General features: G+C 63.5%; 13 protein-coding genes and 1 pseudogene. 6 read left to right on the top strand and 8 right to left on the bottom strand.

The window, feature by feature from the left end:
* The first annotated feature begins 22 nt into the window (after nt 1-22).
* The 6 genes from hda to panB are packed head-to-tail and all read left to right on the top strand — an operon-like array spanning nt 23 to nt 5,199.
* A complete protein-coding gene (gene hda / locus FVF58_RS27295) occupies nt 23-805 on the top strand; it encodes a DnaA regulatory inactivator Hda (protein WP_149672936.1) in 783 nt (260 codons plus the stop codon).
* Nucleotides 798-1,484, top strand: coding sequence for a histidinol-phosphatase (locus tag FVF58_RS27290; protein WP_149672935.1), 687 nt, complete (start codon nt 798-800; stop codon nt 1,482-1,484). The genes hda and FVF58_RS27290 overlap by 8 nt, the downstream gene beginning before the upstream one ends.
* A complete protein-coding gene (gene pcnB / locus FVF58_RS27285) occupies nt 1,481-3,079 on the top strand; it encodes a polynucleotide adenylyltransferase PcnB (protein WP_149672934.1) in 1,599 nt (532 codons plus the stop codon). The genes FVF58_RS27290 and pcnB overlap by 4 nt, the downstream gene beginning before the upstream one ends.
* A gap of 48 nt (nt 3,080-3,127) precedes the next feature.
* Nucleotides 3,128-3,670, top strand: a complete 543-nt coding sequence (gene folK / locus FVF58_RS27280) for a 2-amino-4-hydroxy-6-hydroxymethyldihydropteridine diphosphokinase (protein ID WP_149672933.1) — start codon at nt 3,128-3,130, stop codon at nt 3,668-3,670.
* The gene (locus tag FVF58_RS27275) at nt 3,667-4,347 is read left to right on the top strand and encodes a deoxynucleoside kinase (RefSeq protein WP_149672932.1); all 681 of its coding nucleotides are present in this window, start codon (nt 3,667-3,669) and stop codon (nt 4,345-4,347) included. The genes folK and FVF58_RS27275 overlap by 4 nt, the downstream gene beginning before the upstream one ends.
* 36 nt (nt 4,348-4,383) lie before the next feature.
* The gene (gene panB / locus FVF58_RS27270; RefSeq protein ID WP_149672931.1) at nt 4,384-5,199 is read left to right on the top strand and encodes a 3-methyl-2-oxobutanoate hydroxymethyltransferase; all 816 of its coding nucleotides are present in this window, start codon (nt 4,384-4,386) and stop codon (nt 5,197-5,199) included.
* A 101-nt stretch (nt 5,200-5,300) separates the two neighbouring features.
* Here the strand turns inward: panB and FVF58_RS27265 are convergent, their stop codons facing one another.
* From FVF58_RS27265 to hrcA, 8 genes and pseudogenes are all read right to left on the bottom strand, one after another.
* Nucleotides 5,301-7,265: a chorismate-binding protein gene (locus FVF58_RS27265; protein WP_149672930.1), complete on the bottom strand. Its 1,965-nt coding sequence runs from the start codon at nt 7,263-7,265 to the stop codon at nt 5,301-5,303.
* Nucleotides 7,266-7,290: 25 nt separating this feature from the next.
* The gene (gene dnaJ / locus FVF58_RS27260) at nt 7,291-8,430 is read right to left on the bottom strand and encodes a molecular chaperone DnaJ (RefSeq protein WP_149672929.1); all 1,140 of its coding nucleotides are present in this window, start codon (nt 8,428-8,430) and stop codon (nt 7,291-7,293) included.
* Nucleotides 8,431-8,699: 269 nt separating this feature from the next.
* On the bottom strand, nt 8,700-10,652 hold the full coding sequence (gene dnaK, locus FVF58_RS27255) for a molecular chaperone DnaK (protein ID WP_149672928.1): 1,953 nt from the start codon (nt 10,650-10,652) through the stop codon (nt 8,700-8,702).
* A 213-nt stretch (nt 10,653-10,865) separates the two neighbouring features.
* Nucleotides 10,866-11,218, bottom strand: a pseudogene (locus FVF58_RS27250) (YbbN family protein).
* Between the two features lie 53 nt (nt 11,219-11,271).
* Complete coding sequence (gene grpE, locus FVF58_RS27245) at nt 11,272-11,853, bottom strand: nucleotide exchange factor GrpE (RefSeq protein ID WP_149672927.1); 582 nt, start codon at nt 11,851-11,853, stop codon at nt 11,272-11,274.
* Between the two features lie 509 nt (nt 11,854-12,362).
* Nucleotides 12,363-12,770: an RNA-binding S4 domain-containing protein gene (locus FVF58_RS27240; RefSeq protein WP_149672926.1), complete on the bottom strand. Its 408-nt coding sequence runs from the start codon at nt 12,768-12,770 to the stop codon at nt 12,363-12,365.
* 8 nt (nt 12,771-12,778) lie between these two features.
* Nucleotides 12,779-13,849: a ferrochelatase gene (gene hemH, locus FVF58_RS27235; RefSeq protein ID WP_149672925.1), complete on the bottom strand. Its 1,071-nt coding sequence runs from the start codon at nt 13,847-13,849 to the stop codon at nt 12,779-12,781.
* Between the two features lie 173 nt (nt 13,850-14,022).
* Nucleotides 14,023-15,042, bottom strand: coding sequence for a heat-inducible transcriptional repressor HrcA (gene hrcA / locus FVF58_RS27230; protein WP_149672924.1), 1,020 nt, complete (start codon nt 15,040-15,042; stop codon nt 14,023-14,025).
* Nucleotides 15,043-15,157: the final 115 nt, after the last annotated feature.

Here is a 15,157-nt window from a genome sequence, read left to right as displayed (position 1 = left end):
TCATTTTCGGCATTCACCTACTGTGCTTCGTCAACTGACGCTCGATCTCGGCACCCCGCCGCCATCGACATTCGACAATTTCTTCGCCGGCGCGAACGCGGAGCTGGTCACGCGGCTGCGTGAGCTCGACAATGCGCTCGCCGCCGGACCGGTGGCCGACCGCACCTTCTACCTCTGGGGCGAATCCGGCAGCGGCCGCACCCACCTGTTGCAGGCGCTCGTGCACGAAGCGCCGCCGGGTCATGCGCGCTTCGCCGGTCCGCAGAGCAGCCTCGCTGCGTTCAGCTTCGACCCGCGCGTCGCGCTGTACGCGATCGACGACTGCGACGCGCTGTCGGCCGCACAGCAGATCGCCGTGTTCAACCTGTTCAACGAAGTGCGCGCGCATCCGACCAGCGCGCTGGTCGCCGCGGGCAATGCGGCGCCGATCGGCATGACGGTGCGCGAGGATTTGCGCACCCGCCTCGGCTGGGGCCTCGTGTTCCATCTCGCGCCGCTGCCGGACGAAGGCAAGGCGGCGGTACTCAAGCACGCGGCGCGCGAGCGCGGCCTCATGCTCGCCGACGACGTGCCCGCCTACCTGCTCACACACTTTCGCCGCGACATGCCCAGCCTGATGGCGCTGCTCGACGCGCTCGACCGCTTTTCGCTCGAACAGAAACGCGCGGTCACGCTGCCGCTGTTGCGCACCATGCTGGCTTCGCCCGACGTCGACGAACGGCGCGCCGTGCCCGGCTCATCAGGCTCGGCGGCGGGTTCGCACGCCGCTTCATCCGCTTCAAGTAAAATAGGCCCCCATGGCTAATCTCGCACTCTTCGATCTCGACCACACGCTCATTCCCACCGACAGCGACCACGAATGGGGCCGCTTCATGGTGAAACAAGGCATGGTCGACGCCGAAAACTTCGCCCGTGAAAACGACCGCTTTTTCGCCGACTACAAGGCCGGCAAGCTCGACATTCACGCCTACCTGATGGCCATGCTCACGCCGCTCGCCAAGTTCACGCGCGCCGAACTCGCCGACCTTCACGCGCAGTACATGCACGAAGTGATCACGCCGGCCATCTTCCCGACCGCGCTGGAGCTGGTGAAGCAGCACCGTGAAGCCGGCGACCTGTGCTGCGTGGTGACCGCGACCAACGAATTCATCACGCGCCCGATCGCCCAAGCCTTCGGCGTCGATACGCTGATCGCCTGCGAAGTGGAAACCGTCGACGGCGACCCGCACGGGCCCTACACCGGCCGCCCCACCGGGACGCCGAGCTACAAGGAAGGCAAGATCGTCCGCACCGAAGCGTGGCTCGCGTCGCTCGGTAAGAGCTGGAGCGACTTCGAGCACAGCTACTTCTACAGCGATTCGCACAACGACATTCCGTTGCTAGAGAAAGTCACCGACCCTATCGCGACCAATCCGGACGACACATTGCGCGCCCATGCGCAAGCCAAAGGCTGGCGCATCCTCGAACTCTTTCAACCCTCGTGATCAAAAAACTCATCCGCAAGCTATTCGGCCAGGACGCGGCGCCCGCTGACGACACCCTGCCCGCCGAAGCCGAAGCAGACTCAACTAGCGGCGCCCGCACACGCGCGAAGTCCACCACCGCGGGCACAGCCAAGCCACGCCGCAAATCCACCGGTGCCGGCGCGGCCGCCCAGGCCGTGCCCGACCCGGACGTGCCGGTGATCATTCCGCACGACGTGCACGGCATCGATCCCGCGTTGATCTCGAGGAACGCGATTCGCGTGACCGAAGGTTTGCAGCAGGCAGGGCATCGCGCGTTCATCGTCGGCGGGGCGGTGCGCGATCTGCTGCTCGGCATCAAGCCGAAAGACTTCGACGTCGCCACCGACGCCACCCCCGAACAGGTGCAGAAGCTGTTCCGCCGCGCGCGCATCATCGGCCGGCGGTTTCAGATCGTGCACGTGCAGTTCGGCCAGGAGATCATCGAAACCTCGACGTTCCGCGCACTGGTCGATCCGCCCGCAGCGGACGCCGCGCCGGCGCGGCGCCTGAAGCGCGACGAGCTCGACCGCCGCACTCACGCGGTGGACGCAAGCGGCCGCGTGCTGCGCGACAACGTGTGGGGCGAGCAGCACGAAGACGCCACGCGCCGCGACTTCACGGTCAACGCGATGTACTACGATCCGGCCACGCAAACCGTGCTGGACTATCACAACGGCATGGCCGACATGCGCGCGCGTCTGTTGCGCATGATCGGCGATCCGGCCACGCGGTATCGCGAAGATCCGGTGCGCATGCTGCGCGTGGTGCGTTTTGCCGCGAAGCTCGAGTTCGAGATCGAAGACGGCACCCGTGCGCCGATCGTCAAAATGGCCGATCTGATCAACAACGTGCCCGCCGCGCGTCTGTTCGACGAGATGCTCAAGCTGATGCTGTCGGGTCACGCGCTCGCCTGCCTGAAGCGCTTGCGCGACGAGGGCCTGCATCATGGCCTGCTGCCGCTGCTCGACGTGGTGCTGGAGCAGCCCACCGGCGAAAAATTCATCACGTTGGCGCTGACCAACACCGATGCCCGCGTGCGCGCCGGCAAACCGGTGTCGCCGGGCTTTCTGTTCGCCACGCTGTTGTGGCACGACGTGCAGCAGCGCTGGCAGAAATTCGAAGCGGACGGTGAATATCCGGTGCCCGCGCTGCATCGCGCGATGGACGAAGTCCTCGACACGCAAACCGAGAAACTCGCGATCCACAAGCGCTTTTCGTCGGATATGCGCGAGATCTGGGGCCTGCAACTGCGCCTCGAAAAACGGTCGGGAAGAAGCGCGCTGAAGCTGCTGGAACACCAAAGATTTAGAGCGGGGTATGATTTCCTCCTGTTGCGCTGCGAATCGGGCGAACTCGACGAGTCGGTCGGTGCGTGGTGGACGGAGTTCATCGAAGGAGACGTCGCCGCGCGCGAGGCATTGCTCACGCAGGGCGGGAAGGACCGGAGTCCCAGAAAACGACGGCGGCGCAGCAGTGGCGCCAGAAACCGCAAAGCGGGCGACGGATTGGAGGGCGGCACGCCAGCCGAACGCACAGACAACGACGCGGGCCACGACGGCTCGCACGACGACTGACGACGCGTTCGCTGAAGCCGTCGAACGACAGTTGCAGGAAGTTATGCCATGACGGTTGCTTATCTTGGCCTCGGCGCGAATCTCGGGGACGCGCGCCAGACCCTGAAAGACGCAGTGGTGTGCCTGGCACAACAGCACACCATCTCCGTGCTCGCGAAATCGAGCCTGTATCGCACTGCCCCGATCGACGCGGGCGGTGACGATTATTTCAACTGCGTCGTGAAGGTCGATACGACGCTTCCCGTGCGGCATCTGCTGGCGCTGTGCCACAAAATCGAGCATCAGTTCGGCCGCGAACGGCCGTTTCGCAACGCACCGCGCACGCTCGACCTGGACATCCTGCTGTACGGCGATCAGTCGATCGACGAAGCCGACCTGACCGTGCCGCATCCGCGCCTCGCCGAACGCGCGTTCGCGTTGGTGCCGCTCGTCGAAATCGACGCGGCGCTCGTCATCCCGCAACACGGCCGCGCCGATACACTGCTCGCCGGCGTCAGCCATCAACGCATCGAGAAGGTGAAGTCGCCCTGTCAGTGTCCAATGCTCAATGCATTGACGGCCGGCAGCGCCGACAAAGGCCGCTGCGAATGAGTTCGCCGCCCCTCACGGTCACCGCGCCGCACTTGCGTCCACCGTTCGGCTATCTCGCGATCGAAGGGCCGATCGGCGTCGGCAAGACCTCGCTCGCACGGCGTCTCGCGCAGCGCTGGTCGATGCACGAACTATTCGAGCGGCCGCAAGACAATCCCTTTCTCGAACGTTTTTATCGCGACACCGCGCGTTACGCGTTGCCCACGCAGTTGCACTTCGCATTGCAGCGCGCGCAGCAGGCTCAGGACGTGAGCGCCGCGTATGGTTCGGGCACGCCACTCATCGCCGATTTCATGACGCAGAAGAATGACATCTTCGCGCGTCTGACCTTGCAGGAAGACGAGTGGCAACTGTATCGCGCGCTCGCCGCGCGACTCGAAACCAGCGCGCCGGCGCCGGATTTCGTGCTCTATCTGCAGGCCAGTCCCGAGGTGCTGTTCGCCCGCATTCAGAAGCGCGCCGTGCCGATGGAGCTGCAGATTTCCGACGCGTATCTGCGCGCGCTGTGCGACGCGTACAACGACTTCTTCTATCACTACGACCGCACGCCCGTGCTGACGGTCAACGCCGAACACCTGAATCCGCTCGACTCCGACGCGGACCTTGCGCTGCTCGCCGAACGTATCGAAACGATGCGAGGCCGCAAGGAATTCTTTGTCAAAGGCACGTCGCTCTGAGCGGCGCGGCCACCTCTTTTTCCAATGGATTGACCCATGACCTATTTGCAGGAAGCGAGCCGGAGCGCTATCACCGTGCCGAAACTGCAGGCAATGCGCGACGCCGGCGAAAGAATCGCCATGCTCACGTGTTACGACGCGAGCTTCGCCGCGCTGCTGGACCGCGCGGGCGTCGACGTGCTGCTGATCGGCGACTCGCTCGGCAACGTGCTGCAAGGCCAGACGACCACGCTGCCGGTATCGCTCGCCGACATCGCGTATCACACGGCCAGCGTGGCGCGCGCGCGGACCTCGGCGCTGGTGGTGGCCGATCTGCCGTTCGGCACCTACGGCACGCCGGAGGACGCATTCAGAAGCTCGGTGGAATTGATGCGCGCCGGCGCGCAGATGGTGAAGCTGGAGGGCGGCGAATGGCTCGCCGATACGGTGCGTTTTCTGGTCGACCGGTCGATTCCGGTGTGCGCGCACGTGGGCCTCACGCCGCAGTCGGTGCATGCGTTCGGCGGCTTCAAGGTGCAAGGCAAAACCGAGGCGGGCGCGAGCCAACTGCTGCGCGACTCGCTCGCGATGCAGGCGGCCGGCGCGCAGCTGATCGTGATGGAGGCGATTCCGACGCAACTCGCCAGCGACGTCACGAAGCAGTTGCGCATTCCGACGATCGGGATCGGCGCGGGTCTCGATTGCTCGGGTCAGGTGCTGGTGCTGCACGACATGCTGGGGATTTTCCCCGGCAAGCGACCCCGCTTCGTCAAGGACTTCATGCAGGGGCAGCCGAGCATTCTGGCCGCCGTGGAAGCGTATGTACGCGCGGTAAAGGACGGTTCGTTCCCCGGGCCGGAGCACACGTTCTGATGAGCTTGAAGCGCTTGGGTGTTTAGCCGGGCGCTGTTTTGTGTTTGCGCACGCGGGCGGTTCTTTTTTGCTGATGCGCGCGTGCGGCTCGCTTCATTGTTTTAACGGACGATCCGCGCCGGCAGCGCGCCGCGCAACGCGTTGCAGATCAGCAGCGCTTCGGCGTTCAGCACGTCCGCCTGCGTCAGGACTTTTTCAGCCGCTTGCAGGTCCGACGCTTCTTCGAGCAGCACACTGCGCATCACACCGGGCAGCACGCCCGACGCGAGCGGCGGCGTCCACCATCGCCCCGCCAGCTTCACAAACACATTCGACCGGCCGCCTTCGGTCAACTCACCTCGTTCGTTGAAGAACAGCGTATCGAATGCGCCCTGCGCTTCGGCTTCGCGCCAGCCGCGGTCGAAGTGCGCGCGGCGGGTGGTTTTGTGGCGCAGCAGCGGGTCGGCGGCCTCGGTCGCGGGAAAGGCCTGATCGGGACCGAGCAGCACGCCGACGGTCGACTCCGCGAGCGGTGCCAGGACTGCGGCGATGATTTGCACCGTGCCGTCCTTGCTCAGCGCGAGCCGCATGCGATGCGGAGTTTGCGTCGGTAGCGTCTCGCACTTCGCGGCGATTTGCGCGCGAATCCCATCAATATCGTCGAGCCTGAAGCCGAGCGTCGTCGCGCTCGACAACAGTCGTTCGAGATGACGCGCCAGATGCCGCACACCCTCTTCCCGCGTCGCATACATCGTTTCGAAGAGTTCGAAACCCGGCTCGGCGCCGGTCAGGAAACGCGCTTTCAAGTTGCACTCCGCGTATTCGTCGGCGGCCACGCTGTCGAGGACGATGCCGGCGCCGATGCCCATCTCGCCTGTCAGCCCGCCGGTTTGCGCGGACCGCTTCAACGTCAATGTCCGGATGGCGACAGAGAGGCAGAAGTCGCCGCAGGGGGATTCGTTTGAGGTGGCGGCTACAGCAGGAGTCTTTGGCGCGCCAGCGGCATCGGCATCTGCCGATGTGTCCTCAGCGCCGGCACGCGTCGAATCCGAAGACCCGTCGAGCCACCCGATCGCCCCGGTATAAAGCCCGCGCGGCGTGCTCTCGAGCTCGTCGATCAACTGCATCGTGCGATGCTTCGGCGCGCCGGTAATCGAGCCGCACGGAAACAGCGCGCGCAGGATGCCCGCGAACGACGTGCCGGGTCGCAACGCCGCTTCTACCGTCGACGTCATCTGCCAGACCGACGCATACGGTTCGACCGCGAACAGCGCCGGCACCTTGACCGACCCCGTCTGCGCGACCCGGGACAGATCGTTGCGCAACAGGTCGACGATCATCACGTTTTCGGCACGGTTTTTCGGATCGCTGCCGAGGAATTCGGCAGTGCGACGATCGGCGACTGGATCGTCCGAGCGCGGCGCGGTGCCTTTCATCGGCCGCGCGCGCAACTTCTCGCCCTGCTTCTCGACGAAAAGCTCCGGCGAGCACGACAACACCCAGTTATCGCCGGGCAACGCGATCAGCGCGCCAAACGGAACCGGCTGACGAGCCCTCAGGCGCCGATAGAACGCAGTGGGCGAGCCGAACACGTCGAAATTGAGCCGGTACGTGTAGTTGACCTGATACGAATCGCCCGCGCGCAACGCGGCATGAATCGCATCGATTGCCGAATTGAATTGCGCGCGATCGACGCTCCCGCACACGTTAGCCGTGCCCGCCACCGACGGCTCGGCCGCGCCCTCGTCGCCTTGCGCGAGCCACGCATCGACCTCTTCGCGTGAATGCCTGCTGCAGCGCTCGAACAATAAAAAACGCAGCGTGGCATTGCCACGCTGCGTTTTCGGAGACCGTACCGCCCTGATATCGAGAAGCGTCCGGCCAAATTCATAGTCGGCAAGCACGACAGCATGCAAGCCGCCCCGGATGTCCGCCGCCACACTGTCGCAGACGGTCTCGAGTCGCGCGGCGTCCGCGCAAACCCGTTCATGCGCGAAACCCGTGTACAGACGACTCGAACGGCGCGCCGCCGTCGCGTCGCAATCGTCGAGCAACGCGAACACCGCGCCGCGCCTGTCAGTCGTCATGCTCACCGCCAACTTCCAACTGCCATTAATCGAAGAAGCTCTTCACCCGGTCGAACCAGCTCTTGCTTTGCGGGCTATGCCGCGAGCCACCTTCCACCAGCGCCTTTTCGAACTGCTTGAGCAGATCACGCTGCGACTCGGTGAGCTTGACCGGGGTTTCGACTTGCACATGCACGTACAGATCGCCGGCAATGCTCGAACGCAGCCCCTTGATGCCCTTGCCACGCAGACGGAACGTCTTGCCCGACTGCGTGCCTTCCGGCACGGTGAAGCTGGCGCGGCCCGCGAGCGTCGGCACTTCGATTTCGCCGCCGAGTGCTGCCGTGGTGAACGGAATCGGCATCTGGCAATGCAGGTCGTCGCCGTCGCGCTCGAACACCGAGTGCTGCTTGATGTGAATCTCGACGTACAGATCGCCCGACGGACCCCCGTTGATGCCCGGCTCACCGTTGCCGGCGGAGCGGATGCGCATGCCGTCGTCGATACCTGCGGGAATCTTCACTTCCAGCGTCTTGGTTTCCTTCACCTTGCCCGCGCCGTGGCAATGGCCGCACGGCTCGGGAATGTAGGTGCCGCTGCCGTGGCACTTCGGGCAGGTCTGCTGAATGCTGAAAAAGCCTTGCGACATCCGCACCGAACCGGACCCGCTGCAGGTCGGGCAGGTTTCCGGCTTGGTGCCGGGCTTCGCGCCCGAACCGTGACAGACTTCACACGAGACCCAGCTCGGCACGCGAATCTGCGTGTCGTAGCCGTGCGCGGCCTGTTCCAGCGTAATTTCCATGCTGTAGCGCAGATCGGCGCCGCGATACACCTGCGGGCCGGCACGTCCGCCGCCGCGTGCGGCGCCGCCGGCCGCCTGGCCGAAGATGTCGCCGAAAATATCGCCGAATGCGTCGGCAAAACCGCCGAAGCCTTGCGCACCGGCACCGCCCATGTTCGGATCGACGCCCGCGTGACCGTACTGGTCGTACGCGGCACGCTTTTGCGAGTCCGACAGCATTTCATAGGCTTCCTTCACCTCTTTGAAATGCTCTTCCGCATCCTTGTTGCCCGGATTGCGGTCGGGGTGATGCTTCATCGCGAGCTTGCGATAAGCCTTCTTGATTTCGTCGTCGCTCGCGTTCTTTGCGACGCCCAGAACCTCGTAGTAATCCCGTTTCGCCATATCGGTTCAACGCCACTCGCGCAATGCGACGCGGTGGCTCCTCTTGAATGCTGGAGTCTCACGACTCGTCCGGCCGCTGTTTTCACCCGCTTCGACAGGGTTCAAAACAACGCCCTCCATAAAACAAATGTGCCCGGAGAGCCCCAAAAGGCTCGCCAGGCGTGATAACCGCTCTTGCACGTTCGTCGTTCCAGGTGGACGCGGTTCCTTGTGCAGCCGGGCCGCGCACATCGCTGTGCGCGGCTTTACGGTCGAAATGCGACCTGGCTTTAGTCCTTCTTCACTTCCTTGAACTCGGCGTCGACCACGTCGTCCTGCTGCTGGGTCGCGCCGGCCGCCGATGCACCCGCACCCGCCGCACCTGCCGCCGCTGCTTCGGCACCTTGCGCAGCCTGCATGTCGGCGTACATCTTCTCGCCCATCTTCTGCGACGCGGTCGCCACCACTTCGATCTTGGCTTCGATCGCGGCCTTGTCGCTCGACCCGCTCTTCAGCGTTTCTTCGAGGTCCTTCAGCGCGGCTTCGATCTTTTCCTTCTCGCCGGCTTCCAGCTTGTCGCCGTATTCGGTGAGCGCCTTCTTCGTGCTGTGGACCAGCGCATCGCCCTGGTTGCGGGCATCGGCCAGCTCACGCAGCTTGTGATCTTCTTCCGCGTTCGCTTCCGCGTCCTTCACCATCTTCTCGATTTCGGCTTCGGACAGACCCGAGTTAGCCTTGATCGTGATGCGATTTTCCTTGCCGGTCGCCTTGTCCTTCGCGCCGACGTGCAGAATGCCGTTCGCGTCGATGTCGAAGCTCACTTCGATCTGCGGCGTGCCGCGCGGTGCCGGCGGAATGCCTTCCAGGTTGAACTCGCCGAGCAGCTTGTTGCCCGCTGCCATTTCGCGTTCGCCCTGGAACACCTTGATCGTCACGGCGCTCTGATTGTCGTCGGCCGTCGAGTAGACCTGTGCGTGCTTGGTCGGGATCGTGGTGTTCTTGTTGATCATCTTCGTCATCACGCCGCCGAGCGTTTCGATGCCGAGCGACAACGGGGTCACGTCGAGCAGCAGAACGTCCTTGCGGTCGCCCGACAGAACCTGACCTTGAATCGCGGCGCCAACGGCGACGGCTTCGTCCGGGTTCACGTCACGGCGCGGATCCTTGCCGAAGAACTCCTTGACCTTTTCCTGCACCTTCGGCATACGGGTCATACCGCCGACCAGAATCACGTCGTCGATTTCGCCGACCTTCACGCCCGCATCCTTGATGGCCACGCGGCACGGCTCGATCGTGCGTTCGATCAGTTCTTCAACCAGCGCTTCCAGCTTCGCACGCGTGATCTTCAGGTTCAAATGCTTCGGACCCGATGCGTCGGCCGTGATGTACGGCAGGTTGATTTCGGTTTGCTGGCTCGACGACAGCTCGATCTTCGCCTTTTCAGCCGATTCCTTCAGACGTTGCAGCGCGAGCACATCTTTCGACAGATCGACGCCTTGCTCTTTCTTGAACTCGCCGATGATGTAATCGATGATGCGCTGGTCGAAGTCTTCACCGCCGAGGAACGTATCGCCGTTCGTGGACAGCACTTCGAACTGCATTTCGCCGTCGACATCGGCGATTTCGATGATCGAGATGTCGAAGGTGCCGCCGCCGAGGTCGAACACGGCGATCTTGCGGTCGCCCTTTTCAGCCTTGTCCAGGCCGAATGCCAGAGCGGCTGCGGTCGGTTCGTTGATGATCCGCTTCACTTCCAGACCGGCGATGCGGCCGGCGTCCTTGGTCGCCTGACGCTGGCTGTCGTTGAAGTACGCGGGAACCGTAATCACGGCTTCCGTGACCGACTCGCCGAGGTAGTCTTCAGCGGTCTTCTTCATCTTGCGCAGCACTTCCGCGGAGATTTGCGGCGGAGCCAGCTTCTGATCGCGCACTTCGACCCATGCGTCGCCGTTATCGGCTTTCATGATCTTGTACGGCATCAAGCCAATGTCTTTCTGCACTTCTTTTTCTTCGAAGCGGCGGCCGATCAGGCGCTTGACCGCGTACAGCGTGTTCCGCGGGTTCGTGACCGACTGACGCTTCGCAGGCGCGCCGACCAGGATCTCGCCGTCTTCCATGTAAGCGATGATCGACGGCGTGGTGCGCGCACCTTCCGAGTTCTCGATCACCTTGACCGAATTGCCTTCCATGATCGCCACGCACGAGTTGGTCGTGCCGAGGTCGATGCCGATGATTTTGCCCATTTTTTCTAATCTCCTAACTTTGATCGCTGCGGGAATCGCCCGGTTTGCCCATCCGGCGGTCAGGCGATCCGCCCTCAATTCATACCTGCACTCAACATAAGTGCGTCTGCATCGTTTTCAAGACCTCTTTTGCGATGCGGTCTTTAATTTTTTTCAATCGGTCGAACTTCTTCCTGCATCCGTACCATCTGCTTGCGGGGCGGCCCGGATCTTTCACGTGCAGCGGGCAATCGCCGCCTCGAACTGCCCAAGGCCGTGTCAGCCGGTTGCCCGGCCAAGCCGCTTGCCGCAGTGAAAGAACAACCACGTGGGCACGCCGTGCAGCATGAAGCGCTGGCCTAATTCGCGATGCTCGTTGACATTGCTGTGAAACCAACGGGGATCGCGTCCGGCTGCGCCGGCGTGGCCTTCCTGGCGATCTCGCAATTGAAGCAGTCGAGACCCCGAAAAAAGACCACAGCCAGATCGTCTCCGGCGCCGGCCAAGCCCGCGTCGAACGATTCGGCGCTCAACTTCTGCATGTCGAAGACGGCAAACGCGGTGGCGTCGACGGAAATGTTGGCCATGGCGGTGCGGCTGTGCGTGCCCGATGAAACGGCTTACGAAGCCTCGTGCCGCGCTATTTCGGCGCGGCGACGGTCACGAGTGCGGGACGCAACACGCGATCGGCAATCACGAAGCCCTTTTGCAGCACGGCGACGACGGTGTTCGGCTCCTGATCGGCCGGCACCATCGAAATGGCCTGATGGCGATGCGGATCGAACTTCTCGCCGACCGGGTTCAGCGCGACGACGCGGCCCTTCTCCAGCGCGCCGGTCAACTGACGCAGCGTCAGTTCGACGCCTTCGCGCACCTTCTGCAGGTCGTCGGACGAGTGAGCGACGGCCGCTTCGAGGCTGTCGACCACCGGCAGCAGATGCTCCGCGAAGCTCTCGATCGCAAACTTGTGTGCCTTGGCGACGTCTTCCTGAGCGCGACGGCGCACGTTTTCCGTTTCCGCCTTCGCGCGCAGGAAGCTTTCCTGCAAGTCGGCGATCTTCGCCTGAGCTTCGGCCAGCGCGGCCTGCTCGGCGGCGACAGGCGTCTGCTCGGCGGCGCTTGCAGCCGTGTCCTGGGGTGCCGCCGCCTCGGCGGCCTGGCGCGCGGTTTCGTCCGCGGGCGTGGGATTCTGGCTCGTCGGGTTCTCTTGCGTGTTTTCCATGTCGCTGAAAAGTCGTTAGAAAGTAAAAACCAATGGTGGCGACAGCGCACTAAGCGTGAGGCGATTTGTGCGCTGCCAAATCGCGACCTGCGCGTTGGCGCGCAACCGCATATCAAAACGGCAGATGGGGCCGGACAGACCCGTTTCAAGCGGCGCGCCGCGTTCTTTTCGCACCGTCCGCGGGCAGTCGAAATGCGCCGTTACAACCATTTTTGCCACCCAATCAGATTGAGATTGAGTGCGGCGAACAAGTGGCCTATGCTCCAATAAAGCATCGGAAAAGACACGTTAACCCTAATCTGACGTATCCCTTACCGATTTAACCATTTCCACCTGATTCGCCCGTTTCGTCCCGAATCTTCCTGAAGGGAGTACCGTGAAACTGACCTTTGCAATAGGAGTGGTCGCACTGGTACTGGTTGCGGGCACCACCACCATCTGCATGTCCGGAGCGGTCAACGATCACACCACCGAGTACGGTGGCGTGCACGCGACCATGGAACAGCTATTCAGTTCCCACCCGAAAATCTGTCGATGATGCGCCGGTCGCGCTTGGTCGGCCGCCCCTGCAACTCTGCGGCCGGCTCGCGATACGTCCTGCGCCGCTCCTGCTCCACCTGCCGCTTCAGCTTGCTCTCCTCGGTCTCCGCATAGAGCGTTTGTGCAACGCTCGCGGGGCCGCGTACGTCGCACACGCCCAGCACTTGCACCTGCCACACGATCCGCTCGATCTCGATCTCGACCAGGTCGCCGACCCGCACGTCCTTGGCTGGCTTGACGCTGGCTCCGCCGATCCGCACATGCCCTTTGTCGACCGCGTCGGCCGCAAGTGAACGCGTCTTGAAGAAGCGCGCCGCCCACAACCATTTGTCGATGCGCAGTTTCGCGCCCGTTTCGGTTGAAATCCGGTAGTTCATGAGCCTGTTCAAGCTCCTGTGGTGTGCGGCACAGCCGCCGCCTGCACCGGCCAGCCCTGGAGATTCTGCGCGACGATTTCGCCGAGCGCGGCAATCCACGGCTGCGACGCGTTCACGCAGGCAATCCGGTGAAACTCCTTGCCGCCTGCATGCAGGAATTCGTCGCGCACTTCCATGCCGATTTCTTCAATTGTTTCAAGGCAGTCGGCGGTAAAGCCGGGACAGAACACGTCTGCGCGCCGCACCCCCGCCGCGCCGAGCTCCTTCAGCGTGGGCGCGGTGTACGGCTGCAGCCATTCGGCCTTGCCGAAACGTGACTGGAAGGTGATCCGGCATTCCACCGGGGTCAGTTCCAGCGCCTGCATCAACAACGCACCGGTCTGCTGGCATTGCTCGTGGTACGGGTCGCCGAGGTCCAACGTGCGCTTGGGCACGCCGTGAAAACTGAGCACCAGTTTGTCGCCCGCCGCGAAATCCGGCCGGCCGTGATGATGCCAATAGTGACGCACCTGCGCGGCGAGCGCCGCAATGTACGCCGGATGATCCGCGTACTGGCGCACCGTACGGACTTCCGGCTGGTTGCGCATGCGCTCGAGCGCCGAAAAGGCGGCGTCGAACGCGGTAGCCGTGGTAGACGATGAGTATTGCGGGTACATGGGCATCAGCAGCACACGCTCGGCGCCCGCCAGCTTCAGCTGGTTCAGCATGGCCGGAATGCCCGGCGTGCCGTAGCGCATGGCGTAATCGACCAGCACCGTGTAGTCGTTCAATTGCAGCAGGTGGCGCAAGCCCTCCACCTGCTTTTCCGTATGGACGCGCAGCGGCGAGCCTTCGGGCATCCAGACCGCGGCGTACTTTTTCGCGGAGCTGCGGCCGCGAAACGGCAGGATCAAGGTACGCAGAATGATCTGCCAGAGCAGCGCCGGAATCTCGACCACTCGCGGATCGGACAGGAACTGCGCGAGATAGCGGCGGACCGCACGCGGCGTCGGCGCGTCGGGCGTGCCGAGATTGATCAGCAGCACGGCGACGCGATGTGACGCAGCGTTCTGTGAAGGCCGCTCGAGGTCGAAGCGCATAGGCAGCAGGAGTCACCGCTTCACGCGGCGAGTCGATTCAGTGGAAATTCATTATAGCGGCGCGGTCCATGGCCGGGTCCGCCACTCACCCCTGGCCGTTCGGCCGATTGGCAAGCTGCGCGCGCTCGCGCATCATGCCCAGCAAGGCCTGCCGCAGCGGGGACGACGCACCGTTACTGCTGGCTCAAGGTCAGCGAAAGCAGACGCGCGGTGATGTCGACAATCGGAATCACGCGGCTGTAGGCCATGCGGGTGGGCCCGATCACGCCGAGCGTGCCGACAATCTTGCCATTCACCTCGTACGGCGCGGTGACGACGCTCATCTCCTCGATCGGCACGAGATTCGACTCGCCGCCGATGAAAATCTGCACGCCCGCCGCGTGACTCGACACGTCGAGCAATTGAAGGAGACTGGTCTTTTGGTCGAACACATCGAACAGCTTGCGCAGGCGCGCCATGTCCGACGACAGGTCGGCGACTTCGAGCAGGTTGCGCTCGCCGGATATCAGCACGGTCTCGCCGGTGTCGGACTCGTCGGTGCTGGCCGTGACGGCGGCATGCATCAGCGTGGTCATGTCGCCGCGCAACTCGTCGATTTCCTCGCGCAGACGGCGGCGCACCTCGTCGAACGACAGGCCCGCGAAATGCGCATTGATGTAATTGGAGGCCTCGACCAGTTGCGACGGCGAGAAATCGCGCTGGGTCGCCATGATGCGGTTCTGCACGTCGCCTTCGGGCGTCACGATGATCAGCAGGATGCGCTTGTCGGACAAACGCATGAACTCGATCTGCTTGAACACGTGGCTGCGCCGTGGCGTGAGCACTACGCCGGCGAACTGCGACAGGTTGGACAGCACGCTGGCCGCCGCGGCGACAACTTTCTGCGGCTCGCCTGCCTGCAGCGTGGTTTTGACGGTACGCATCACGGCTTCTTCGTCCGCGGCGGATTCCACCGTCAGCATCGTGTCCACGAACAGCCGGTAGCCGCGCGGCGTGGGAATGCGGCCTGCGGAGGTATGCGGACTGATCACGAGCCCCAGGTCCTCGAGATCGGACATCACGTTGCGGATGGTTGCCGGACTCAACTCGAGGCCCGAATAACGTGACAGCGTGCGCGAGCCGACCGGCTGACCTTCGGCGATGTAGCGCTCAATCAGCGTTTTGAGGAGGGTTTGTGCGCGAGGATCTAGCATGACGGAAAATTTTAGCTCAATGACGGAACTACCGCGAGCGCTAACAATACCTGGCCCTGACGAAAACGCGACTGCTTGCCGGGACGCCTGCTCCGTGGTCGGGTGCTGGCGAGGC

Origin of the sequence: Paraburkholderia panacisoli (assembly GCF_008369935.1) — a bacterium.
GTDB lineage: Bacteria > Pseudomonadota > Gammaproteobacteria > Burkholderiales > Burkholderiaceae > Paraburkholderia > Paraburkholderia panacisoli.
Note: the sequence above shows the minus strand (reverse complement) of the source record. Positions and strands in the feature narration are given on the sequence as shown.